The sequence below is a fragment of the Spiroplasma corruscae genome, from assembly GCF_002237575.1.
GTDB classification, from domain to species: Bacteria; Bacillota_I; Bacilli_A; order Mycoplasmatales; family Mycoplasmataceae; genus Spiroplasma_A; species Spiroplasma_A corruscae.
The window spans coordinates 280,249-304,653 of record NZ_CP022535.1 but is presented as its reverse complement, the minus strand read 5'-3'; the positions used below and the strand labels follow the sequence as shown (position 1 = coordinate 304,653).

The following is a 24,405-nucleotide window of genomic DNA, read 5'->3' as shown; positions in this document are numbered from 1 at the left end:
CCTTAGTTAACCAATTATATCTTTAATTGTAACTGCAATTATTAATAATAAAAATACTATAAATCCAATTGTATTAACAATAATTTTATATTTTAGTGATAATTCTCTTTTTAAAACCATTTCAAAGAAGTTTTCGATCAATCTATAACCATCCAATGGTGGGAAGAATAATAAATTAAATATAAATAAGTTTGCTGATATTGTTGCAGCAAATAAAAAATAATCTTCAGCTGAGTTTAGTACTTGAGCAGATTGTTTTGCAACACCAACAGGACCTGATAATCCACCAAAGTTACCTACAAATAAATTACCTATAGCTTTTAGAAACATTACTGATGCATTAAAAGTTTCTGCCCAACCCGCTCCATATGCAACTGTACTATTTTTATACAATCTTGTGGGCGCTGAAATACCGACTGTCTCTCCCTTTTTATAATCAAATTCTTTTGTATATTTTATATCAGATAATGCAATTCCAGTATATTTATCGACTTCTTTATAAGAAAAATTTATTTTTACATTATTATCAGAATCTTCAACTTTGGCCAAGTTATCAATAAAATTATAGACAGTTTTTTTATAATCAACCGCTTGCTTATTTTCTTTCAAATTTATTGCATTTGAACATTCATCATTAGTACTATCTATGCAAATATTATCAAAAATAGGATTAGTACCATTTCTTTCATCTGATGTTAGTCTAAAACCTCATATAACAAATTCTTGTCCAACGTAATTAATTGATTCTTCCTTATCTTTAATTGCCTTTGCTGCAACTTTATCTTGATCATAAACTGCACCAAAATATGTCATATCATTTTTTTTATGTTGTACAATTGCGAAAATGAAAGTAAATAATAATAACGCAAATAAAAGATTTACAAAAGGACCTGCAAGAATGAAGAACATTTTTTTTCACCTTGCTATATAGTCTAGTTTTCTTTCATCTGGAACAATCTCATTTTCCCTACCTTTTGGTGGATCAGCTTTATCTGATGCAATTGAACAATAACCACCTAAGGGAATAGCTCTAAATGTAATTCAAGTCTCTTTAGTTTTAATCGAAAATAACTTTGGACCAAACCCAATAGAAAATTCATAAACATACGCCTTAAATAACTTAGCTACTAATAGGTGGCCTAATTCATGAATTGTTATTATTACTAATAAAGTAAATATACCAACAATTATACCTAAAACAATCATTCCAGCACTCATTCTAAACCTCAATCATTTCTTTTGTTTTATTTCTTACTCTTTTATCAAATTCATATATATCTTCAATTTTATCTAACTCTATATCTTCTACTTCATCAAAAACTTTTTTTACAAACAAAGTAATATTATAAAAACTAATTAAACCATTTAAAAACATATCAACACAAACTTCATTTGCTGCATTTAATGCAATTGATTTTGAATTTTTTGAACTAATGCATTTCATTGCTAACTCAATTGGTATAAATCTTGATGCACTAATTCTTTTAAAACTTAGATTAAACCCTTTTTCTCAATCTAAGTCCTTTTGACCATCATATGTTTTTCTTGAAGGATAGTTAAGAAAATAATTTATAACTTGTCTCATATCTGGGTAAGAGAGTTGTGCCTTAATACTGTTATCCTCAAACATAACCATTGAATGAACTACTGATTCTTTATGAACAATAACATCAATTCTTTTTGTTTTAAACAAATGGTAGGCTTCAATTATTTCTAGCGCTTTATTAAACATTGTAGCACTATCAATAGTGATTTTTTTACCCATTGATCAATTAGGATGGTTTAAAGCATCTTTAAGAGTTACTTTTTTAGTTTCATCAAGAGTATAATCTCTAAATGGTCCACCAGATGCAGTTAATACTAATTTTTTAATTTTATTCTCTTCTTCTATACATTGAAAAATTGCACAATGTTCTGAATCAAGAGGATATAATTTTGCTTTTTTGTTTTCTTGTAATAGGTTATTTATTAAGTTCCCTGCGACAACAATTGATTCTTTATTTGCGTTTAATAAAGTTATTCCTTTCTTGATAGAATTAATTGTAATGTTCAAACCTTTAATTCCACTAATTGCATTTATTACAATATCTGGTTTCAGATCTAATAAACTTTCAATATTATTATCGACAAATTCAATAGATTTATATTCTCTTTTTAGTTTTCATGGAATATCAAAAGAATAAACTTTTTTTATAGTAGGAAATTCTTGAACTACTGAGCTTATAGTTTCATTTCGCTTCCCAACAGATATAGCGATTAATTCAAAATCATCTTTTAATCCTTTTAAAATATCTAACGACTGTTGCCCAATACTACCTGATGCACCAAATAAAACTATTCTTTTCATTTTAATATACACTACTTCCTACAACTACTAAAATAAATAGAATAAATAATGAAAATAGTATTGAATCTAATCTATCTAATAATCCACCATGTCCAGGTAATAATCTTGAGAAATCTTTTATATTAAATACTCTTTTAACTCATGAAAATAATAAATCACCATAAAGTCCAATAAATGGGAATGCTATAGAAAGTAATACATACATTGAAATTTCTAATGCAGTTGATTTGTTACCTAACGAAGACATAATTTCAAATAGTGGCTTATTCTCTTGATTACAAAAATAAAAAACTAATGCATATGTAAGACCAAATAAGAATGATACAGAAGCCCCAATTGCAGCCCCTTCTCATGTTTTTTTTGGACTTATTTTTGGTGCTAACTTTGTTTTACCAAATCTCATACCACCTAAGTAAGCAAAAGAATCATTTAAAATTATAATAAGTCAAACTCAAACAACTGTATTAAATGAAAATCTTCCAATTGTTGTGTCATTAAAATCAATTCTTGATAAAGAAATAATTACAAATGCTTTAAGAGCTAAAACTATTATTAATGTTGTTGAAAAATTTATTAAGGCACCTTTTAAATTCTTATTAGCAGTTAATGCTGCATATACAACTATTATTAAGAAGAATAAGAAAATAATTAATGGTAATTGTCAAGATTGAACTCATACACTTAGATTTAAATAACTATAAAATGATAAATTTCTGTATAAGTTTGAATTAACCGGAAATAAGAAAATAACTAATGAAATAAAAATTATTGTGCCAGTTACATATCATTTATCAAGCTTAGTAGCCTTATTTATTTCATATTGTGATGCTACTAAAATAACTATTGTAATTAAAAATGAGAAGTAAGCAGTAATTTCAATATCTTTAGTTTTACCCATTAATGTATATAGAGCCCCTAAACTAATATAGAAAACTAAAAAGATTAAAAAGATTACAGAAGTAATAATTCTTTTTTTAAAGTTTGAAATAGCATTTTTTGACTTAAATCTATTTGAACCTACCTCTGCTTCAATTGTTGTGTCATTACTAATGATTTCATTATTTAACATTTCTTATTTCTCCAAATCTTCTATCTCTATTATTAAAACTATCAATAGCTAGTTCTAAATCTTTTTCACAAAACTCAGGTCAATGCTTATTTGTAAAATAAAGTTCTGCGTATGATACTTGTAATAACATAAAATTACTTAATCTCTGTTCTCCGCTTGTTCTAATAAGTAAATCAACTGGTGGTGAGTCTTTTGTATATAACTTATTAAATAATTCGTTAATACTAAATTCTTCTATGTTTTTTTTTGAATTAATGTAATCCTTTAATAATAATTTTGTTGCATGTTCAATCTCATTAAATGAACCATAATCAATGCATATATTAAATATTAATGATTTACAATCTTTTGTTAGATCTTCCATTTCTTCAATAGCTTCTCTTGTTTCTTTTGGCAACTTATCTCTTCTACCTATCCAAATTACTTTAATGTCATTTTTGAGGTACTTATCACGTTTTTTAGTATTAAATAAGTCAACTGGAAATTTAATCAAAAAATCTACTTCCTGAGTCGGTCTATTTCAATTTTCTGTCGAAAAACAATAAAAAGAAGCATATTTAATTTTTTGCTTCTTTATTGCTAAAATGGTTGGTCATATGTTTTGCATACCAACTCTATGACCATACGTTCTTGGTCTATGAAATTTTTTTGCTCACCTACCATTACCATCCATGATAAGAGCAATGTGTTTTATATTTGTAATATTGACCACCTTATTATTTTACTACTTGTAACTTTCTTAAAGGAGTGGTTAAGTAATCAAATCCATTTTCAGTAACTAAAATGTCATCTTCGATTCTTACTCCACCAGTGCCAGGAATATAGATACCTGGTTCTACAGTTATACACATACCTTCTTTAAGAACTTTGTCTCCTGATACAGAATTATATGGTTCTTCATGAATCTCAATACCTAATCCATGTCCTGTACCATGTGTAAAGTATTGTCCATAACCTTTTGATTCAATGTAATCATAACAAATCTTATGAATATCATTAGTTTTAACACCTGGTTTAATAGCCTTAATTCCTAACTCTTGAGCATCATAAACAATTTGATAAATTTCTTTTAACACTGCATCATTGTCAGATGTCATCACAAATGTTCTAGTTTGATCTGAACAATACCCATTATATGAACAACCCATGTCTAATGTAACAAAATCATGCTCTTGAATAATTTTGTCAGACGGGACAGCGTGTGGTTTGCTTCCATTATTACCACTTGCAACAATTGTATCAAAACTAAGTTTATCTGCACCCTTTGTTAAAAAAGAGTTGGTCACATAATTTGAAAGTTCTTTTTCAGTAATCCCTGGTTTTACGTATGATAAAACATCAAGAAATACTTCATGGGTTATGTCACAAGCTTTACGTATTTGTTCAATTTCTCATTGATCTTTAATCATTCTGACACAATCAAAATTATAGCCCTCAACTTCAGCGTTTAAAAATTTCTTAAATGATTCTGCCTGATTATAAAATACTCAATCACTTTCAAATAATATTTTTTTTATTCCTTTTTTTTCTATTTCAGAATTTAATAACTCGTAAATCTTTTTAAATTCTAAAACTTTGTTTATGTTAACTAATGAATTAGACTCTCTAGCAGCTGTAATATATCTACCATCTAAAAATAGAACGCTTTCATCTTTTGTATATAAAATATATCCTAAACTAGAATTAAATCTAGAGAATCAATACCTATTTTGTGGTGAATATAATAATATTGCTTGAGAATTAGTTTCTTCAAGAATTTTATTAAGAATTTCTTTTTTCATATTTTTATCTCCTATCAATCGAAACCAACCCCAAAGTTGAAAAACAATCTATTTTTTTTGTTTATGAGTTTGATGTGCATTACATTTAAAACAATGTTTATTCACTTCGATTTTATCTTTTCTTTTATCGTTTTTAGCTATATAATTCTCTTCTTTACATACTGTACAACGTAAAATAACTCCTTCACGCATATTAATACCTCCTCTAAATAAAATATAGTTGACTTATTTAATCATAAAAAAATACTGCTTTATAGTCTTTTACAAGATTAAAAAATGCTCATAGATTTCTATGTTCTTATTAATTTTAATACAAATTTAAATCTTTTATACTATAAACATAAAATATTTGTAATAAAGTAATATTTTTATACTAATTGTATAATTAAATGTGTAAAATAATATTTGTAATTTAGGAGTGATTAATTTGAAAAAAATACTTGCAACATTGTCAGTATTAACTATTGCAACTTCAAGTGCTGCAACAGTAGTTTCATGTAGTTCAAATGTGCATTATAAAGAATTCTTGCAATGAATAAATAATAAGGAAACTTTTTTATTATATATTGGTGCAAAAGATTGTGATTTTTGTCAAAAATTTGAATCTAACATTGAATACAATAAACAATATTTCGATGATAAATTAAATCAAATATCAGGTGAATATAACAACAATGTTAGTTCATTAAATAACTTAAACGATTCATTTACTGGTTATGGTGAAACTTTAAACAATAACCTAAACTTACGTCAGTTTGTAATAGATGAAAAAGCAAATAATTTTAAAGAAAAATGAAGTGAAAACATAGTTACCTGATTAGTTGATAAACTAACAGAAGTTTATTATGAACTAACTCTAAATATCGGTAGCAATGAAACTATTCAGAAAAATGTTGCTAAAGAAAAGGTTAAAGAATATTTTGATAAGATTAAGGCTACACCTATGTTCTTGATTATTAGAAATGGTAAGGTTGTAGACTGAGAAGTTGGGTTTGAAGAGGATACAACTGGGTGAGTTGATAAATCATTAGAAAGTTTAGTATCACAAATAGGTAAAAGTTTCTTAGATAGTGAAATAGAAGCTAAACTTGTTAATAAAATTAATACTGGTTCAGCCACTGAAAGCGGAGGAGAAACTTCTGGAGGTAATGGTGCTGAAAGCGGAGGAGAAACTTCTGAAGGTAGCGGAGGAGAAACTACCAGTTCTGAATCTAGAAGTATAAGTTTATCTGATGTTAAACAATATAATTCTTCAAAATATGATTTAAATTTTGATTCAAAATCATTAATTAAAAATTGATAATAAAAACCATTCGAATATGAATGGTTTTTATTATGCTTGATATATACTTAAGTTTTCTTTAGATCAAGATTGTATATTATTAACTCATTATGAATTAATTAATAATATAATAGTGATTAAACCATCAAAATTAACATGCTATGTTTATATTGAATAAGTCACCTTTATATAGTTTTATGTTTTTTGTAAATAATATATTTATAACAAGAACTAATAATCTTTAAAATTATTTAGTTTTAATATATAAATAATTGTTAATATTAGTAACGATAAAAAATTAATATGTAATTATTAAATGATACCTTAATTACCTTTAATATATATCTACAAACTTTATTTAATTTAATATTTTTTTATAAACAATAAAATGTATCATAAATATAAATATAATTCAGATTTTAAAATAAAAAATTTGTTATTACACAGTATTATTTCGTTTATAATTACATTTAAAATTTTTTTAATATTAATCATCTTTTTTTAAAAAAAAAAAAAAAAACACTATTAAAGTGTTTTATCTCAAGTCCTATAATGGTCCCCGGGGCCGGACTTGAACCGGCACGGTCTATTAAAACCGCTGGATTTTAAGTCCAGTGCGTCTACCAATTCCGCCACCCGGGGTTGTTAATGGTGTCCCGTATAAGATTCGAACTTATGACCCACTGGTTAAAAGCCAGTTGCTCTACCGGCTGAGCTAACGAGACGAAATAAATATGGCTGGGCTAGCAGGATTCGAACCGGCGCATGATGGAGTCAAAGTCCATTGCCTTACCGCTTGGCTATAGCCCAATAAGTGGTGGGGAGAGACGGATTCGAACCGCCGAACCGTTAGGAGATGGTTTACAGCCACCCGCGTTTAGCCACTTCGCTATCTCCCCATTGTGGTGCTGACTAAAGGACTCGAACCTTCGACCTATTGATTACTAGTCAATTGCTCTACCAACTGAGCTAAGTCAGCAAGTGTCCTATAAAAATAAGAACCTTTTAAATTATACAAAAAATACTAATTAAAAGTCAATGCCTTTTGTTCTTTTTTTATTTTATTTAAAAAATAAAAAGTACTCAGGGCGGAGTACTTACTATCTAAAACAAGCTTATTATATATATATTAAAAATAATTATATTTAATAGGGCTAAATAAACAATATGGGCTAATGTTTTATTACCTGCTTTAGACATTTATATTATATTTGAAATCCCCTTAATAATCAATATATAATTAGTAAAAATTATAAATTATAATGTTTCGAAATTACTTTTAGCACTAATTTTTCATTATTATTTTGCTTAACTATTTTAAAACACGAAGCAGCCATTTTATTAAATTGATGAACATTATTTATATTTGTGTACATTGTAAATAATAAGTCTCCATTCTTTACAAACTCCCCGGATGACTTATGTAATTTTATTCCTGCTGAATAATCTATTATATCTTTTTTAGTTTTTCTTCCAGCTCCTAGGTTCATTGATAAGTAACCAAATTTATCAGATTCATAGACTAGATATCCATCATCATTAGCTCTTATTTCTATTTCAAACTTTGTTTTAAAATATTGATCAAAATTTATAATTTTATTAAAATCACCATTTTGGTTTTCTACAAAATCTTTTAATAAATATGCAGCACTTTTATCATTAATGACTTTTCTTAGGTTAAGCTTTGCAACCTCAATATCATCAAAAATATTATTATCTAATAATGTTATGGCAGCAGCTAAAATACTAATTTCTTCTAAATCCTTTGGACCATTACCATTTAATGTATCTCAAGCTTCCTTTACTTCTAATGCATTTCCAATTGCATTGCCTAATGGATAATCCATATTAGTTAGCATAACACTTACATCTCTATTATAATGTTTTCCGATAATTATCATTTTATTAGCAAGAATTAGTGCATCTTCAATATTTTCCATAAATGCACCTTTACCAACTTTTACATCTAAAACAATACTAGTTGTTCTTATCGCTAATTTTTTCGACATTATACTTGATGCTATTAATGGTATTGAATTAACACTTCCACAAACATCCCTTAAAGCATATAATAATTTATCAGCTGGTACTATCTCATTAGATTGTCCAATTATTGATATTCCAACATTATTAATATTATTTATAAATTCACTCTCAGTTAATTCACTAGTTCAACCAGTACAACTTTCAAGTTTATCGATTGTACCACCAGTTTTTCCCAAACCTCTACCCGAAATTTTTGCTACTTTAACACCAAACTTAGCCACCAAAGGACCATAAATTAGGCTAGTTTTATCTCCAACTCCACCAGTTGAATGTTTGTCTGCTATAGGTCCTATAATGTCTTTTAACTTGTATACAGAGCCTGAATTAACCATTGCTTTTGTAAAATAAAATAGTTCTTTATCTGTCAATCCAAGAAAATAAACAACCATCAAAAAAGAAGACATTTGATAATCTTTTATTGAGGAAGACAAAAAACCTTCAATAAGAAAATTTATTTCCTCTTCAGAAAGTTCTATTTTATTCTTTTTTTTCTCAATTATTGAAATAAAACTCATTTTATGCACCTAGTAGTATGAACATCTAGTTTTTTTATTAACAAATTTTGGTTTAATACCAAGTTTAATTGGGTCTCAATTTTCGTATTTTTTCATATTTTTATCAATTTCTTTATAAACATTCTTAGTTAACATTTCTGTTTTTAATGAAATAAACTTTTCTGGCATCATTGGTTTACCAAAAATTATTTTTATTCTAAATTGACCTTTTGGTCTTTTAACAAATAATTTGTAAGAATCGATTATAGTAACCGGAACTATTGGAACATATGCCATTTGCGCTATTTTCATACTTGCTGGTTGAAATTCATTAATTTCTTGTTTTGCACTTCTTGTTCCCTCAGGGAAAACAACTACGCTTCTTTTATACTCAGTTACTAAATCTTTAGCTTCTTTTATTGCGTTATAAATACTTCTTGGATTATTGCGATCGATTGGTACATTATCAATTAAATTCATAAAGTGTTTAAATATCTTTTGAGTTCAAAGTTCTTGTTTTGCAATAAAAGCAACAGGTTGTTGTTTTGCAAAATCATTTACAGCAAGCATTAATATTGGATCTATATTAGATTGATGATTAGAAGCAATTATTACTCCTCTATCTAACCAGTTTTCAACTCCAATAACATCTACATAGACATTTAATAATTGTAATACTTTTTTACTTTTCTTTTTAACTCAATTGTATCTTCACTCTTCTGAATATAAATTTGGGTCTAATTTAATTTTTTTAGTAACTTTTTTAGCTTTTTTAATAGTTCTTCAAATATTATAAAAATTAAGAATAAACTTTCCTTTTCTTACATATGCAGTTTCTTTTTTTGTTTTAGCCTCGTGAAACTCTGCTGGTGTTGCAAGGTCTCTATCTTGTGTATATTTTAATTTTTTTGACATTGTTACTTCCTTTCATAAACATATATAGTAAATTCCTCACACTCATTTTTTTTGATTAGATTAAAGTCTTCTTTGTTTCAATCAGGAAAAAAAACATTTCCGTCATAGTTATTATTAATAATGCTTACTACTAATTTATCAGCATATTTCATTGCTTCATTAAATATTTGTGCACCACCAATAACAACAAGCTCTTTATCAATTTTTTTATATTCATTTAAAACGTTGTTTAAATTATTATAAATCACTATTTCATTATACTCTAATTCTAATGGTCTTGAAGTAATAACAATATTTTTTCTGTTTGGTAGAGGTTTCTTTTTTAAAGAATCGAATGTATTTCTACCCATTAATACATCTTTGCCTCTAGTATAATCAACAAAATGCTGCATTTCTTTTTTTATATTTCAAGGTAATGAATTATTTTTACCTATAACATTATTTTTTGTTTGAGCCCAAATTAAACTAATCATTATACAGCTATTTCTCCTTTTATTTGTTGATGCGATTTATAGTCTATAAGTTTAATATCTTCAAACTTAATATCAAAAATAGTTTTATTATCAAAATTAACTTCTAACTTTGCCAATTTTAATGGTTCTCTAGTTATTTGTAAATTCACCTGATCTATATGGTTTAAGTAAATATGAGCATCTCCAATTGTATGAACAAAAAATCGTGGAGTTAAATTACATTCAAGAGAAACTAGTATAAGCAAAAGTGAGTAACTAGCTATGTTAAATGGAACACCCAAAAAAATATCTCCACTTCTTTGATACAACTGTAAATCTAAAAAACCAGACTCAGATACATAAAATTGAAATAACGAGTGACATGGAGGTAACGCCATTTTTTCAACTTCTGATGGGTTTCATGCTGTTATTATATGTCTTCTTGAATAAGGATTATTTTTTATATTGTTTATTAAATTTTTTAACTGATCAATTCCATTAAAATTTCTTCATTGTTTTCCGTAAACAGGACCTAGTTCTCCATAAACTTTTGCAAACTCATCATCTGTTTTAATTTTCTCTATAAACTCTTTAATTGTTTCATTATTATAATCTTTACTCTTTTTATATATTTCAAATGGTCATTCATTTCAGATGTTAACATTGTTATCCACTAAATATTTAATGTTTGTGTCTCCTTTAATAAATCACAGCATTTCATGGACAATCCCCTTAAAAAACATTTTTTTCGTTGTTAAAAGTGGAAAACCTTCTCTTAAATCATATCTTGATTGAGTACCAAACTTTGATAAAGTACCAGTTTTAGTTCTGTCCATTCTTTTTTCACCATTTTTTAAAATATCTTTAATTAAATTAATATATTGAATCATTTATCCCCCTGATTGATTACTAACTATAGCAACTGCAACACAATATCTTTTCTCGTGACTTATTGATAGCGATACATTTCTTAACTCTACATTAAAAATTGTTGGTTTTTCATTTTTATATCCAATATTAATTTTAGACATTGAAATCTTTTCATCAAATATTTTTTGAATTGATTCTTTAGCGGCTCATCTGCCCGCTAAAAACTCCTTTTTTCTTTTGGTTGAATTAAATGTCTTTATTATTTGGATTTCATCTTCGTGAAGAATCTTATTAATAAATTTGTCTGATAACTTTATTCTTTTAATTTCAATAATATCTATGCCAACATTACTCATTATAACCTCATTCACCCTCGTACATAAATGAGAAATAATATTTTAGCCAAATATTACCTCTTCTATTATATGTTTCCCAAAAATTATCATCATTATGAACAATATCGGCAATTGTTGGTTCAGAACTCTCATTCTCTGTTTCTGTCTCAGGTTTTGATTTAAATCTACCTAATTTTAATTCTCCAGATGGAGAGATTTCCATACCATTAAAGAAATATAAAGATGTTAAAGTTGAAGATAATGTTGGTAAAGTGTCTAAATCATTTCTTGTAATACTATTAACATAATAAAGATTTCTGAAGAAGTTATAAGTAAGTGAAGGGTCTTTAAACACTGAAACCAATTTTCTTTCTTGATTACTTGAGTTTCTTCTTCAATTATCATTAATATAATTTGATAGTTTGATAAATGGGTTTAATTGCTCTAGATAAGTTACATTGCCATTTGCTTTTTTTTCAGATCATTCATAGAAATTAATCATTTGATTTTCATTTAATCAACCATCATGAACTTTAGTTTCATAATTATTTGGTTCTAGTTGGTCATAATAAAATTCATCAAGAGCATTAATTAAATCTATACTAAATAAAGGTGATTTTTCAACTTCATTACCTTTTACATATAATTTAGAACCCATTAACATTATTTCAGAGATAAGTCTAAATAATGTCTTAGAATCTTTTGGCATAGTTTCAATGCAATAACTAACTGGAACATCAAGTACATTATTTGATGAGTAACCTTCTGCTAATATATCTTCATAATTATAATAAAAGTCTGATATAGAAGACGTAGAATTATTTGATAGCACTTGAGTACTAATTATTGTTGTTGGTTTTACAACATATTTCATTGAACAAACATTAGTATAAGTAAAACTATAGGAAGGTATATTTGGGATACCCATATTAAGTTTTTTAGATAATGAATATTTTGAGTAAGCTGTATCACCATTAATATATTCTTGTATTTCTTCATTAGTCATATCATTAAAACTAAGTGCACCTAGACTTTGATTTTCAGTTGATATTAATGGAAATGAGGCAATAAATGATATTCCCATTGATATTGTAAATCCTAAAAATAAACCGTGGATTGCACCTAAAAAAGAGTCTGCCCTACCGAAGACTTTTACATTTTTTATTCTTTTTCTAAAACCTAAATATGTCAAAAATCCAACTAAGTTTACAATTATAAATATTACTATACTTATTACAATATACACTACAAGAGCAATTATAGTTTTTGCTAGTTCGTAAGATACATTTTTACCATTAATTCCAATATTTTCTTTAGAATTACCACCTGAATTTGGTAACAAGCTATTTATTAAATTTACAATCTCTTTACTAACCGATTCAAATCAACTAGAAGGATCTCATTTATTTACTCCATTCATAATACTTGGGACTAAGGCATTAGTTATTAAAGCTGGAATAAATAGTAACAGCACAATAATTAAAACCTGTAAAAATAAGAAATAAAAAAGTACTAAAAATCCTTTTTTAATACCATATATTGTAGAAGAAATGATTATCGCAAAGCTTAAAATATCAAATAATCATCATGGCCCAATATTTATTATCATTAAATATACCCCTTTATTTTAAATATTATAACAACTAAATTAATCTTAATATATAATACTACAATTTGTTTATAAAAAAATGATTACCTTGGCAATCATTAATTAATATTTTATTTCTAAAAATACTTCCTTTTTATAAACTGTTTCAATATTTGCATCTTTTAGCATTTTTTTTGCTACTATATTTTGTGCAGTTCCATCATACTTATCATTAGAATAAATAATTTTTTTAATGCCAGATTGAATTATGCTTTTTACACATTCATTACATGGAAATAAACTTGTGTAGATTATACAATCTCTTACGTTGCTATTAGATGATAATATTGCGTTTAATTCAGCATGAACTACATACGCATACTTACTTTTTTCTAAAGTTTCATCTCTTTTTCAAGGGTAATCATCATCATTCAATCCCCTTGGTAAACCATTATAACCAGTTGAAACAATATGTTTTAGGTCATTAACAATTATTGCTCCTACTTGTGTATCTGGGTCCTTACTTCTCATCGCATTTAATTTAACCATTGCAAGAAAATAAGTATCTCAATCTATATAATTATTGCGTTTTGGCATTAAAACCACCAAATACTACCATCAGAAGCAAATCTGCAATATCAACCATTAGCCTCAATAATACTATTCACTTGATTATGATCAAAAATATTATAATAAAGGTACATATTTAAAGCTGTAAGTGTATATTTTGTATCAAGTGCAGGTGATGGTACCGGTATAAAAATAGCTATTAATGCAACTAATGTTGGAGCAATTAAGATGAACAATGGGAATATTAAATATCAATCTTTGTTTTTTCAATTGTATTGGAATAATAAAGTAATTGAAGCCGCAATTCCCATCCCCATGATAATAATTATGTAGTCATTATATTTCCCTAAAACGAAGGGGAATAAAATTAACATTATCAATGGAAAAAATAATCTATTTTTTGAAAATAAAGTTATTGGATCAGCTTTTTTATTTCAAGTTGTTACACATAGAACTCCTACAACACTTGATAGTATAACAAAAGGTCCAGAAAATATAGCATCAGAAACTGGTATTAAAACAGATACAAAGAAACCAGATAAAGGATAAGATACAAATACTGCCACTGAAAATTTTCATTGACCAACTAATCCCTCTGTATATTTTGATAATTTAACTGCAGTACCAGATACTAATAAAATTAGCAATAGACTCATTATACTACCATCATAAATATTAGCAGTAAACCCGTAGGTAAATATTCTTCATCATTGATTACCAACATTAGTTAAATTTCTATTAGTAGCACCAAAGAATAAATCAATAGCCCCTGGTAGAACGTTTAATTTACTTAAATAAAAGAACGTTGCTAATAATGAAGCAAGTGGTAATAGAAAGAAAAATATAAATAATATTGAAGAGTTTATAGTTGTAATTTTCATTCTTGCAACCGCTGTTTTTAATTTAACATTATCAGATTTTGAAGGATTTGATAACATATCATAGAGTTCTTCATTAGAAAGATTTTCAATATTTTCTTCATTATCATCTTGATTAACTGTAGATTCATCTTTAATTTTTACTATTCTTGAAAAATGAGTATTTAGTTTTTCTTTTATGGAATCTAAACTATTTACAGTGATTGTAATTCCCTCTAAAATAATTTCTTCAACTTCATCTGAAAAAGCAATATTTAATATATTAATTTTTTCTCTTTTGCCAGATCTAAGAGATGATTTTATTTTATCTAAACTCCCATCACTAGTTACAGGGTAACCAATAGTAACTCTTAATATTTTAAATTCTTTCTTATCATTGTGTAAATAAGTAACATATTCATTACTATATTCTTTAATAGCTTTATACTTTTCAACTTTAACTAAATAATTAATCAAATTTAGCTTTAATTTATTTAAATCTACCTTCATAATTACACCTAATTTTCTATCATATTTATTCTAACATTAAATTCGTCAGGAATTTCAGATACAAATTCTAATTTTTTATTAGTTATAGGATGATTAAAGACCAGTTTATGAGCATGCAAGTATTGACCATACTCAATTTTTGAGTCTTCTTTATATGAATATAAAGAATCACCCAGTACTGGATGATTTATATAACTTAAGTGCACCCTGATTTGATGAGTTCTACCTGTATCTATTACACACTTCAATAATGAGTGTTTAGTAAATCTCTTTAACACTTCAAATTTTGTTATTGCTCTCTTAGAATTCACTTCAGTCACAGCCATTTTTTTCCTATCAGTTCTATGTCTACCAATCGGAGCGTCAATTAAACCTTTATTTGATTCAACAACTCCATGCACTAAAGCAATATATTCCTTATATATTTTATTTTCACCAAGCATTTTAACTAATACTTTATGTGCATTATCCGTTTTTGCAACTATTAATAAACCATTGGTATTCTTATCTATTCTGTGAACTATTCCAGGTCTTAAGACACCATTAATTGAAGAAAGATTTTTAATTCTAAATAATAAACCATTTACTAATGTTCCTGATAAATTACCTGGAGCTGGGTGAACTACTAATCCATTAGGTTTATTTATAACTAAGATGTCATTGTCTTCATATATGATATCAAAATCAATATCTTCTGGTAATGTATCTAACTTTTCTGGTTCTGGGATCAGAACTTCAATAGTATCATTTGGTTGTAAAATATATTTAGAGTTGACCACCTCTTCATTAACCTTGACTTTTTTTTGTTCAATTATTTTTTGAATATATGTTCTAGAAAAATTATAATCATCAGTAAGTTGTTGAACTAAATATTTATCTATTCTAATTGGCTCTGATAAAAAACTATACTTAATTTTTTGTTCCATTAACTTTTTCCCTTTTTAATGCCTTCCAATTATTACTTAGTTCTTTTCTTTTTGCTAAATAATCTTTAAACTTTAAATAATACTCGTGATCTTTTTTATAGAACTTTGCTCAATAAATTAAATATAATTCTTTTAAAGAATCTTTATATTCAGTATATTCATTATAAAGTATTGTATTGCTTTTATACTTATATCTCATCAAACCATCTACTACATAGATAACAAATGCTATAACTAACATTACAACAGCAATATTTACAAATAAGTCTGCCAAGTTAAAAATATATCCGTTTGATCCGAGAATACTAAAATCTCAATGTAAAAAATCAATTACTCCACCTTTTATTCCTGTAACAGCTTCTTCTGGAGCCCACATTCTAGCCAATAAATTTCCATAACTACCTGCTACCATTAAAGTAATTCCTATAAGCCAGTACTTTTCTCTAACAAAAATAAAAATTATTAAGATAAAAAATGAAACAACCGCTGCAATAGATATTGCTAAAATTGGGCTTCCAGAGTTCATCCCGTAAGCAGCACCAGGATTAATTTTATAATCAAAATTTATTAAACCTTTTATAAAGGTTCTAGTTTCTCCTTGTTTCATATTAATTTCTATTAAGTATTTTGAAATTCAGTCAAAAAACAACAAAAAGGAAATTAAAGGCATACATATTAATACCTTAAATTTCCAATTATATTTATGTTTTTTAAGATAATTAGTTACAAAAGTAATTTTATCTTTCATCTAAATTTCACCTAACTGTTTTAAAACATCATAACAATTTTCACAAACATCATCTTTAAGTTCATCTGAAATTGTTCAACATCTTGCACACTTTTGACCTTCTTTTAATTTTACATTAATTTTAGCTATTATTGAATCATCTTTAAGTAAATCATTTGAGAATTTAATTGTATTTACTATAAATATTTTATTTAAGTCTTTCACATCTTTTAAAAATGAGTATTCCTTACTTAAAGTTACTTCTAACAAGGCATCGAAACTTTTTTTAATTATTTTTTCATTTCTAGCATGTTCAAGCGCTTCATATGCAACTGTTTTAAACTCCATTATTTTCTTTCATCTAGAATCAAATTCCTCATCTTTTAGATAGTTTTGTTCTTTATAATCAACTAAATGTATTGATTCTTTTTTATCATTAAGATTCATTATTGAATAGACCTCTTCAACAGTATGTACAAGAACTGGTTTTAATAAATCTAATAAACATCATAGTTGTTCATACATAACCGTTTGAACTTGACGTCTTCTTTTTGAGTCTTTTGCATATACATATATAATATCTTTAATAAAATCTAGATAAAAAGAAGATAAATCATTAACAATATAGTTGTTTAACAATTTATAACCTTGGTTAAAATTATAAACATCAAGAGCTTTGTGGTAACTGTTTTTTACTTTTGATAACCTGTGAAGTGCATATTTATCGACTTCCTCAAGCTCTCTTTGATAATCAGTCTCTGGGTTAAAGTCAACTAAATTATTTAGTAAAAATCTAAGAGTATTTCTAATTTTTCTATATGATTCTGAAACTTGTTTTAGTATTTCTTTTCCTAATCTTTGATCATCTGTGAAGTCTGTAGTGAATACTCAAAGTCTAAGTATATCAGCTCCTAAATCATCTGTAATGGCAACAGGATCAATAACATTGCCAAGGGATTTAGACATCTTTTTACCCTTTTCATCATTTGTCATTCCATGTGTAATAACAAATTTATATGCTGGTTTACCATCATATACAACAGAGTTAATTAACGAAGAGTTAAATCAACCTCTATATTGATCATTACCTTCTAAATACATATCATAAGGACGTTCATAACCTCATATATCTTGAAGTGCTATGTTTGATGACCCCGAATCAAATCATACATCTAATATATCTTTTTCTTTTTCTCAACCTTTATTCTTATATTTTGTTGGTAAAAAGAAATCAGCATCTTCTTTGAACCAAGCATTAGTACCATATTTTTCTATTACATTAATTGCATGTTCAATTACTTCTAAATCTAGACGAGGTTGTTTTTTTTCATCAAAAAATGCAATAATCGGGACACCTCATAATCTTTGCCTTGATATTGTTCAATCATTTCTTTCTTTAATTATATTTCTTAGTCTTTCTTTAGACCATTCTGGATTTGTATTAACTTGTTCAACAATTACTTTATCTATTTCCTCTTTTACAGAACTTAAGCCTAAAAATCATTGACTAGTAGCTCTAAAAATTACTGGTAACTTTGTTCTTCAATCGTGCGGATATGAGTGTTTAACAAACTTAAGTTTAATTAAAATTCCACGGCTTTCAAGGTCTTGTCCTATTATTTTATTAGCATCCTCGTAGAATATTCCTTCAAGTCTTTTATCATTTACAGTTACATCATATTTTCCTTGGTTATCTATTGGTGCAAATGGTTTAATATTATGAGATTTTACTATTAAAAAGTCATCTTCTCCAAATCCACCAGCAATATGAACTAAACCAGTTCCAGATTCACTAGTAACATGGTGACCAATTACAGTAAACCCAGTTTTATCTAAATACCATGGATGTTTATAAGTAAGATTTACTAATTCTTTACCCTTATATTCTCTGACAATATTATAATTTTTTCACTCCACTGTTTCTGTAAATTGTTCTACTAAGTCTTTTGCTATTATATAGTTTTTATTTGTATCTTTATTATTTAATACGCAGTAGTCTAATTCCTCTCCAAAAGCAATCAATTGATTTGCAGGAAGTGTTCAAGGAGTGGTTGTTCAAATAACTAAATTAGTATTATTAAAATCATTATTATTAATTATTTCACAGGCTACGTAAACACTTGGAGATCTTAATTCCTTATATTCAATTTCAGCCTCAGCTAAAGCAGACTCACTTGAAGGAGACCAATAAATTGGTTTTAAATCTCTATAAACTAAATTTTTTTTAACCATTTCTTTGTATAGTCTAAGTTCACTTAATTCAAAATCATGAGTAAGGGTCAAATATTTATTATTATAATCACTAAAGATTCCTAATCTTTTAAATTGATTAAGTTGTACATCAATTTGTTCTAGTGCATATTTTTTGCACAATTCTCTAAACTCAACTGGGTCCATGCTTTTTCTATCAATACCAGTTTTTGTAATTGCTGTTTCGATTGGAAGGCCATGAGTATCTCAACCCATTATGTAAGGAGAGCAATAACCTGTATGGTTTTTTCATCTTATAATTAAGTCTTTTAAGATTTTATTTAATGCATGACCAACATGAATATTTCCATTTGCATATGGTGGACCATCATGTAGGATAAAAGTTTTTCTTCCTTTATTATTTATAATTCTTTTATTATAAATATCTTTTTCTTCTCAATTTTTTTCTATAAGTGGTTCTTTGGTTTTTAAATCTGCTTTCATATCAAATTCTGTTTGATACATAAGCAAAGTATTTTTATAATTTTTTTCCATTTTTTTCCTCCTTAAAAACAAAAAAAACTCCTGTATAGGAGCGAATTTTCTACGCGGTACCATCCTATTTTAGACACTACAATAGTGTCCCTTAATTTTGATATTTACGCAATCTAACGAGGAGTTCTACTAAACAAATTGTTTTTCTTCCCCCATGACTGAAGTAAGTGATAAATTTATGTGATCCCTACTAATTCACACCAACCATTAGCTCTCTTTAAGTTTTCTACAAAAATCCGTGTCTTACTTATGCATTTTATATTTATATAATTATTATATACATATTTTAGTTACTATTAATAATTTTTATTACAATTTCACTTATATTTTTTTTAATAACTTCATTGTCATCATTAAATAAATGACTATTTTTATATAATAATTCATTTACATATTCATGAATGTTATTAGGGTCTGCTTGAATTTTTTTTAATGTTATTGCCATATCATCTTTTAATGCATGAGCTATACCGATTGATTTATATATTATTTTCTCAGCATTTTGTCTTGTAACTTCATAAATTCCTTGAACCTTATCAATTCCTTTATTTAAGTATTCTTCTTTTTTATGGTAAATCTCTAATTTTTTCTCTAAAGCTAATATTTTTTGTTTCAGTATTTCGTTTTCTTCCATAATTACCTTACTTTTTTTTCTTTATTTTGAATATTTTTCTTAAAAATCGTTGATTTTGTAACTTTCTTTTTAGTTAAATCTGTTCTACCGGTTTCTTCAAAATGTTTATCTCTTAGTGAATTAAGTTCACTTATTGAGCTACATCTCTTTAAATCTCTAATATATTTATTTGATAATTTTGCTATAACACTTGCACCATAACTGTCTTTCTTAAACTGCTTAGCTTTTTTATTAATATGCATAAAACTTAGTAAAAAGAAGAAAAATATGAAGCCAAATGTTACTAAATATGGTACTCATAAATGTGTAGTTAGTTTAAAATCTACACTTGATGATGGAAACTCTGGAGAGCTATAAACTAAATTCGTTGCATTGACCCATCCAGCTTGCATAACATTCATCATATATCTTTGCGGTAGAAAATATAATATTAAATTAAGCCATTCAAGTTTTGCGATACTTTGATATGGGAATGCAAGACCAAGTAAATTATAACAAAGCATAAAGATAATTATCACAACAATATTACCTAACATGTAATTTTTATAAAATATATAAACTGTATAGCATATTAATATTGATAATAATCATAATAAGAATGCACCACTTATAAACATATATCAATTAACATTTTTAACAAGTTGTCTTTGTTCTTTAAAAAATATTACAGTTAACGTAAGCATTATTAAACCAACAATAAAATTAATTGTTAAACTAGCAGCTAAATGAGATATTGGTCTCAAATAATTGTTAGCTTTAGAATAAGTTAATCTTTCTGTAAAACCTGTAATTCTACTCATATTAATAGTTCGATAAAAAGTATGACAACCATTTCTAACTATCAAACTACCTAATGCACTTGCGAAGATGAATGGATCAGTGCTTTTAAATGATAATCATATAAATTGTGTAAATATAATTATAACTACACCTAAAAACATATTTAATGGTGAAAAAATGAATGATTTTATTCATAATCAATATAACCTATTAAATACTTTGTAATTATTACTATTTTGCTTAATTACCACTTTGTTTGCTTCTGACATTTCCTCTTCCACCTTTTATTTTTAAAGTTTTAGTTTTCGTGCTCTTATTTAATAAATTCCTTAGTTCTATTATTTGCTCTAACTCATCAGTTGTTGATGCCCTTTTTATAGCATAAATTAAACCAAGATGTTTCTTGGTATTTGAAAAATTTTTATACTTCTTATTCATATCTTCAAACATATTTCTAAATATTTTTACTAAAATAATAATGGATATAAGTATTAATATTACACTTACTAAATAGGGTATTCAAAAATTACCACCATAACTAAATGAATTTACTTCCATTCTTGGATCATTAACTCAACCTGATGCCATTATGTTTAGCATGTACCTTTGTGGGAATAAAAAACTAGAAATTATAACACCTTCTGATTTTTCAAGTGTGCTATAAGGAATACCAAGACCTAGCAAGTAAACAGGCCCATAATAATATAAATTACCAATTACAAATGCTAATTCTATTTTTTTGCAACTCATACCAATAATAAAAGCCATTACATTAGATAAAAAAACTAACAGAAAGAACCCAGCAAAAAATACAGCTCAGTTAACATTTTTTATTAACTCCCTTTGATCTTCAAATGCCATTGCTATCATAATTAATATTCCTGTAACAACTAAATTTACAAGTTGATTAAACAATATCATCGAAGTAAAGACAAGACTTTTAGATAACGAAGTACTAAATAATCTTTGAAAGAATAAATTAGTTTTAAAATCATGAATAGTTTTAATAAAATTGAAAAGACAATTTCTAATAGTACCGATTCCTATTGCACTTGCTAATATAAAAGAATCGTATACTATATTTTGACCAGCATTTTTAAAAGCAAGCCAAACCACCATAGTAATAATTGTTATGAATCAACCAGAAAAGATTAAAAAAATATCACTTCTATAATTTGTGAACTGTATGCCTAATATTATTTTAAATATTTTTCTTTTGCTATATCTCATCTATTTTACCTTCTTACTTCATTTTTTCTAGTCTTTTCATGATTCTATTTTCTTGTTTCATTAACCTAATTTCTTCTTGAATATACTTTTTCTTTAATAATACTAACTTACTAATTTCTTTTTCTGTCATGCTAGTAGTTTTTTCACTAGCATAATTTAATATATTATTAGATTTAAATATTTTCATTAAAGTGTTTTCTAAATAAAAAAAGAAAAATACTACTTTATCTAAAAAAATAAAAATTGATTTTTTATAAGGTAAGTCTGAATCAATTTTTCATATAGCCTTTTTTGTTTTTTTCATATATGTAATTAATTGATGAATCATTCCCTTTAGAGATTCAATGCTTTTTTTGTTTAAAGCAGTTGTTGATACAGCGATGAGTTGATTATAAAGTTCATTTATATAGTAATTAATATTTTTCACTTCAACAATTTCAGGTTCATTTTCATACTCTTGGTTAATTTCTAAAAACTTATTATATTGTTCTTTAAATAAATTATAGTGAACTTCATAGTTTTGAATTATTGGTTTAAAAATTGGGTCAGGTTTAACTTGTACTTCTTTATTAACAATCGCTTCCATCACTTGTAAAGAATAAGTTTCAAAGTTTATATTCTTATCCCAATCATCGGTGTAATCATCAGAAATTATTAATCCAGTATCTAGTACAACAACTCTATTGCATAAATAGTGAAAAGTAGAGTCATCTGGTGATATTATTACGAAAGTAGCATTATTGTTTTCTTTATATTTCTTAAGAAAATTTAGAATTCTCACTTTAAAATCAATTCCAATTGTTGATGAAACTTCATCAAGAACAACTAATTCTGGTTTATGTATTATAGCTAACGCAATTGAAAAAAGTTGTAACCAAGAAGTATTACAACTATTTAAAACTTTATTTCATCTTGAAGTTATATCAAAAGTAAACATAATTTCATCAAGTCATTCTTTATCATTAATATTAAAAATTTCTTTATACAAATTAAAAATTTCTTTTATTTTAAATCCATCAGGTCATGTAGTTTGTCTAAATTGAAACCCAATAGATGACAATGCATTACCTTGATTAAAATTATATTCTAAAATTCCACCGGTATTTTTTATTTGACTTGCTATTAATCTACCCAAAACACTTTTTCCAGATTGATTAGGACCAATTACACTTACTCCTTCTCCCCTAAAAATTTTTAAATTAACTTTTTTAATAGCTCAAATTTTTTTATTAAATACTTTAGAAACATTCTCTAATGTTACAATTCAATCTTTTTGTTCCATCCTTATACCCTCTACTTATTTTTATTAACAAAGTTATAAACCATTTTCATATATTCATGATTGTGTTCAATAAATGTTCTAATATGTTCTCCTGTTTCAAATACTTTAATTTGATCTTTTTTTATAATATGTTTTCTCATTTCATAAATTTTTTCTGAATCTTTATAACTAGTTATTTGATCTTGTTTTGAATGTATAAATAAAATCGGAAATGACTTTTTACATATTGATAATGTTTCAAAGATAGGTTTTTCTAAAACATCAATCTTATGCTTTTTATTATACATCTCTAAAAGTTTCTTTACTAAACCTTCAGACATTTTATTATTTAAAATTTTAACATAACTAGACAGTAAAGTTTTTAAAACTTCATTTAAATGTAAAAAAGTTGAGTCAGATATCCCAAGTTTAACTTTATACTTTTTATAATTTGAAGATAATGCAAAACGATTTAAGACATGGGCTCCCATGCTATATCCAATCAAAATCACTTTTTTAACTTTAAAATTATTATTTAAAAAAGTTAAGGCTGCTTCTAAATCTTTATGTTCGTGTACTCCAAGTGTTATTGGAGATGGATCTGAACTACCATGGTTTCTAAAGTCAAATGAAAATAAATTAAAACCTAATTTGCTTAAAAAATAACTTGAAATAAATGAAGATTCTTTTGAAGATGAATATCCATGTAAACTTACTACTCAAACTTTTGACTTTTTATTTTTACTATATATTGCCTTTAATTCTTTATCATCAAATGACTTAAAAGATGTTTCTTTAATTAAGTTATAATCAATATTAAGTTTGAAATCATTACCTATTTCATTATCAACTGCATCTTCATAAAGTTTAATAATATCAACCGACTTAAATTTACTTAGATAATCTCTTGAATCTATATTTCTTTTATTTAATAAATTAAATAAATTTTCTATTAAAAAATCCATAAAATCTCCTTCAATAAATAT

The 24,405-nt window shown here is 26.2% G+C and carries 23 protein-coding genes and 5 tRNA genes; 1 reads left to right on the top strand and 27 read right to left on the bottom strand.

Annotated features, from left to right (window positions below):
- Window positions 1-6: 6 nt before the first annotated feature.
- The 6 genes from SCORR_RS01475 to rpmG are packed head-to-tail and all read right to left on the bottom strand — an operon-like array spanning window position 7 to window position 5,389.
- Window positions 7-1,218 carry a site-2 protease family protein gene (locus tag SCORR_RS01475; protein WP_094048412.1) on the bottom strand — a complete coding sequence of 404 codons (1,212 nt, stop codon included), beginning with the start codon at window positions 1,216-1,218 and terminating at the stop codon, window positions 7-9.
- A 1-nt stretch (window position 1,219) separates the two neighbouring features.
- Window positions 1,220-2,347, bottom strand: a complete 1,128-nt coding sequence (gene dxr / locus SCORR_RS01470; RefSeq protein WP_157705318.1) for a 1-deoxy-D-xylulose-5-phosphate reductoisomerase — start codon at window positions 2,345-2,347, stop codon at window positions 1,220-1,222.
- A 1-nt stretch (window position 2,348) separates the two neighbouring features.
- Window positions 2,349-3,416 carry a phosphatidate cytidylyltransferase gene (locus SCORR_RS01465; RefSeq protein WP_094048408.1) on the bottom strand — a complete coding sequence of 356 codons (1,068 nt, stop codon included), beginning with the start codon at window positions 3,414-3,416 and terminating at the stop codon, window positions 2,349-2,351.
- Window positions 3,406-4,128, bottom strand: a complete 723-nt coding sequence (uppS, locus tag SCORR_RS01460) for a polyprenyl diphosphate synthase (protein ID WP_094048406.1) — start codon at window positions 4,126-4,128, stop codon at window positions 3,406-3,408. Before uppS ends, SCORR_RS01465 begins: the two co-directional genes overlap by 11 nt.
- Before the next feature lie 4 nt (window positions 4,129-4,132).
- On the bottom strand, window positions 4,133-5,197 hold the full coding sequence (locus tag SCORR_RS01455; protein WP_094048404.1) for an aminopeptidase P family protein: 1,065 nt from the start codon (window positions 5,195-5,197) through the stop codon (window positions 4,133-4,135).
- Between the two features lie 48 nt (window positions 5,198-5,245).
- Window positions 5,246-5,389: a 50S ribosomal protein L33 gene (rpmG, locus tag SCORR_RS01450; RefSeq protein ID WP_094048402.1), complete on the bottom strand. Its 144-nt coding sequence runs from the start codon at window positions 5,387-5,389 to the stop codon at window positions 5,246-5,248.
- Between the two features lie 235 nt (window positions 5,390-5,624).
- Between rpmG and SCORR_RS01445 the strand changes: the two genes are divergently transcribed.
- Window positions 5,625-6,500 carry a hypothetical protein gene (locus tag SCORR_RS01445; RefSeq protein WP_094048400.1) on the top strand — a complete coding sequence of 292 codons (876 nt, stop codon included), beginning with the start codon at window positions 5,625-5,627 and terminating at the stop codon, window positions 6,498-6,500.
- A gap of 532 nt (window positions 6,501-7,032) precedes the next feature.
- On the opposite strand, the gene SCORR_RS01440 is transcribed toward SCORR_RS01445, so the two are convergent.
- The 21 genes from SCORR_RS01440 to SCORR_RS01340 form a co-directional block, all read right to left on the bottom strand.
- Window positions 7,033-7,121, bottom strand: a tRNA-Leu gene (locus SCORR_RS01440).
- 7 nt (window positions 7,122-7,128) lie between these two features.
- A tRNA-Lys gene (locus tag SCORR_RS01435) sits at window positions 7,129-7,204 on the bottom strand.
- Between the two features lie 10 nt (window positions 7,205-7,214).
- Window positions 7,215-7,289 (bottom strand) — tRNA-Gln (locus tag SCORR_RS01430).
- 5 nt (window positions 7,290-7,294) lie between these two features.
- Window positions 7,295-7,378 (bottom strand) — tRNA-Tyr (locus tag SCORR_RS01425).
- Between the two features lie 4 nt (window positions 7,379-7,382).
- Window positions 7,383-7,458: transfer RNA gene (locus SCORR_RS01420), tRNA-Thr, on the bottom strand.
- A gap of 271 nt (window positions 7,459-7,729) precedes the next feature.
- Entirely contained in the window at window positions 7,730-9,040 is a 1,311-nt protein-coding gene (locus tag SCORR_RS01415) for a thymidine phosphorylase (protein WP_094048399.1), read from the bottom strand.
- Window positions 9,041-9,049: 9 nt separating this feature from the next.
- The gene (locus SCORR_RS01410) at window positions 9,050-9,934 is read right to left on the bottom strand and encodes a lysophospholipid acyltransferase family protein (protein ID WP_094048397.1); all 885 of its coding nucleotides are present in this window, start codon (window positions 9,932-9,934) and stop codon (window positions 9,050-9,052) included.
- Between the two features lie 2 nt (window positions 9,935-9,936).
- On the bottom strand, window positions 9,937-10,407 hold the full coding sequence (locus SCORR_RS01405) for a dihydrofolate reductase (protein WP_094048395.1): 471 nt from the start codon (window positions 10,405-10,407) through the stop codon (window positions 9,937-9,939).
- Window positions 10,407-11,276: a thymidylate synthase gene (locus SCORR_RS01400; protein WP_094048392.1), complete on the bottom strand. Its 870-nt coding sequence runs from the start codon at window positions 11,274-11,276 to the stop codon at window positions 10,407-10,409. The genes SCORR_RS01405 and SCORR_RS01400 overlap by 1 nt, the downstream gene beginning before the upstream one ends.
- Window positions 11,277-11,615 (bottom strand): 4'-phosphopantetheinyl transferase superfamily protein, encoded by a 339-nt coding sequence (locus tag SCORR_RS01395; protein WP_094049882.1) that lies wholly within the window; start codon window positions 11,613-11,615, stop codon window positions 11,277-11,279.
- Window positions 11,605-13,200: a hypothetical protein gene (locus SCORR_RS01390; protein WP_094048390.1), complete on the bottom strand. Its 1,596-nt coding sequence runs from the start codon at window positions 13,198-13,200 to the stop codon at window positions 11,605-11,607. Before SCORR_RS01390 ends, SCORR_RS01395 begins: the two co-directional genes overlap by 11 nt.
- Before the next feature lie 102 nt (window positions 13,201-13,302).
- Window positions 13,303-13,776, bottom strand: coding sequence for a deoxycytidylate deaminase (locus SCORR_RS01385; RefSeq protein WP_094048388.1), 474 nt, complete (start codon window positions 13,774-13,776; stop codon window positions 13,303-13,305).
- Window positions 13,776-15,116 carry a hypothetical protein gene (locus SCORR_RS01380; RefSeq protein WP_094048386.1) on the bottom strand — a complete coding sequence of 447 codons (1,341 nt, stop codon included), beginning with the start codon at window positions 15,114-15,116 and terminating at the stop codon, window positions 13,776-13,778. Before SCORR_RS01380 ends, SCORR_RS01385 begins: the two co-directional genes overlap by 1 nt.
- A gap of 8 nt (window positions 15,117-15,124) precedes the next feature.
- Window positions 15,125-16,042, bottom strand: a complete 918-nt coding sequence (locus tag SCORR_RS01375) for an RluA family pseudouridine synthase (protein WP_094048384.1) — start codon at window positions 16,040-16,042, stop codon at window positions 15,125-15,127.
- Window positions 16,026-16,790 carry a signal peptidase II gene (locus tag SCORR_RS01370; RefSeq protein WP_094048382.1) on the bottom strand — a complete coding sequence of 255 codons (765 nt, stop codon included), beginning with the start codon at window positions 16,788-16,790 and terminating at the stop codon, window positions 16,026-16,028. The genes SCORR_RS01375 and SCORR_RS01370 overlap by 17 nt, the downstream gene beginning before the upstream one ends.
- The gene (ileS, locus tag SCORR_RS01365; protein WP_094048380.1) at window positions 16,791-19,514 is read right to left on the bottom strand and encodes an isoleucine--tRNA ligase; all 2,724 of its coding nucleotides are present in this window, start codon (window positions 19,512-19,514) and stop codon (window positions 16,791-16,793) included.
- A gap of 286 nt (window positions 19,515-19,800) precedes the next feature.
- A complete protein-coding gene (locus tag SCORR_RS01360) occupies window positions 19,801-20,148 on the bottom strand; it encodes a hypothetical protein (RefSeq protein WP_094048378.1) in 348 nt (115 codons plus the stop codon).
- Window positions 20,149-20,150: 2 nt separating this feature from the next.
- Entirely contained in the window at window positions 20,151-21,197 is a 1,047-nt protein-coding gene (locus SCORR_RS01355; protein WP_094048376.1) for a DMT family transporter, read from the bottom strand.
- Window positions 21,169-22,158 carry a hypothetical protein gene (locus SCORR_RS01350; protein WP_094048374.1) on the bottom strand — a complete coding sequence of 330 codons (990 nt, stop codon included), beginning with the start codon at window positions 22,156-22,158 and terminating at the stop codon, window positions 21,169-21,171. The genes SCORR_RS01355 and SCORR_RS01350 overlap by 29 nt, the downstream gene beginning before the upstream one ends.
- A gap of 13 nt (window positions 22,159-22,171) precedes the next feature.
- Window positions 22,172-23,440 carry an ATP-binding cassette domain-containing protein gene (locus tag SCORR_RS01345; protein ID WP_094048372.1) on the bottom strand — a complete coding sequence of 423 codons (1,269 nt, stop codon included), beginning with the start codon at window positions 23,438-23,440 and terminating at the stop codon, window positions 22,172-22,174.
- 11 nt (window positions 23,441-23,451) lie between these two features.
- Window positions 23,452-24,384, bottom strand: a complete 933-nt coding sequence (locus SCORR_RS01340; protein ID WP_094048370.1) for an alpha/beta hydrolase — start codon at window positions 24,382-24,384, stop codon at window positions 23,452-23,454.
- Between the last annotated feature and the right edge of the window lie 21 nt (window positions 24,385-24,405).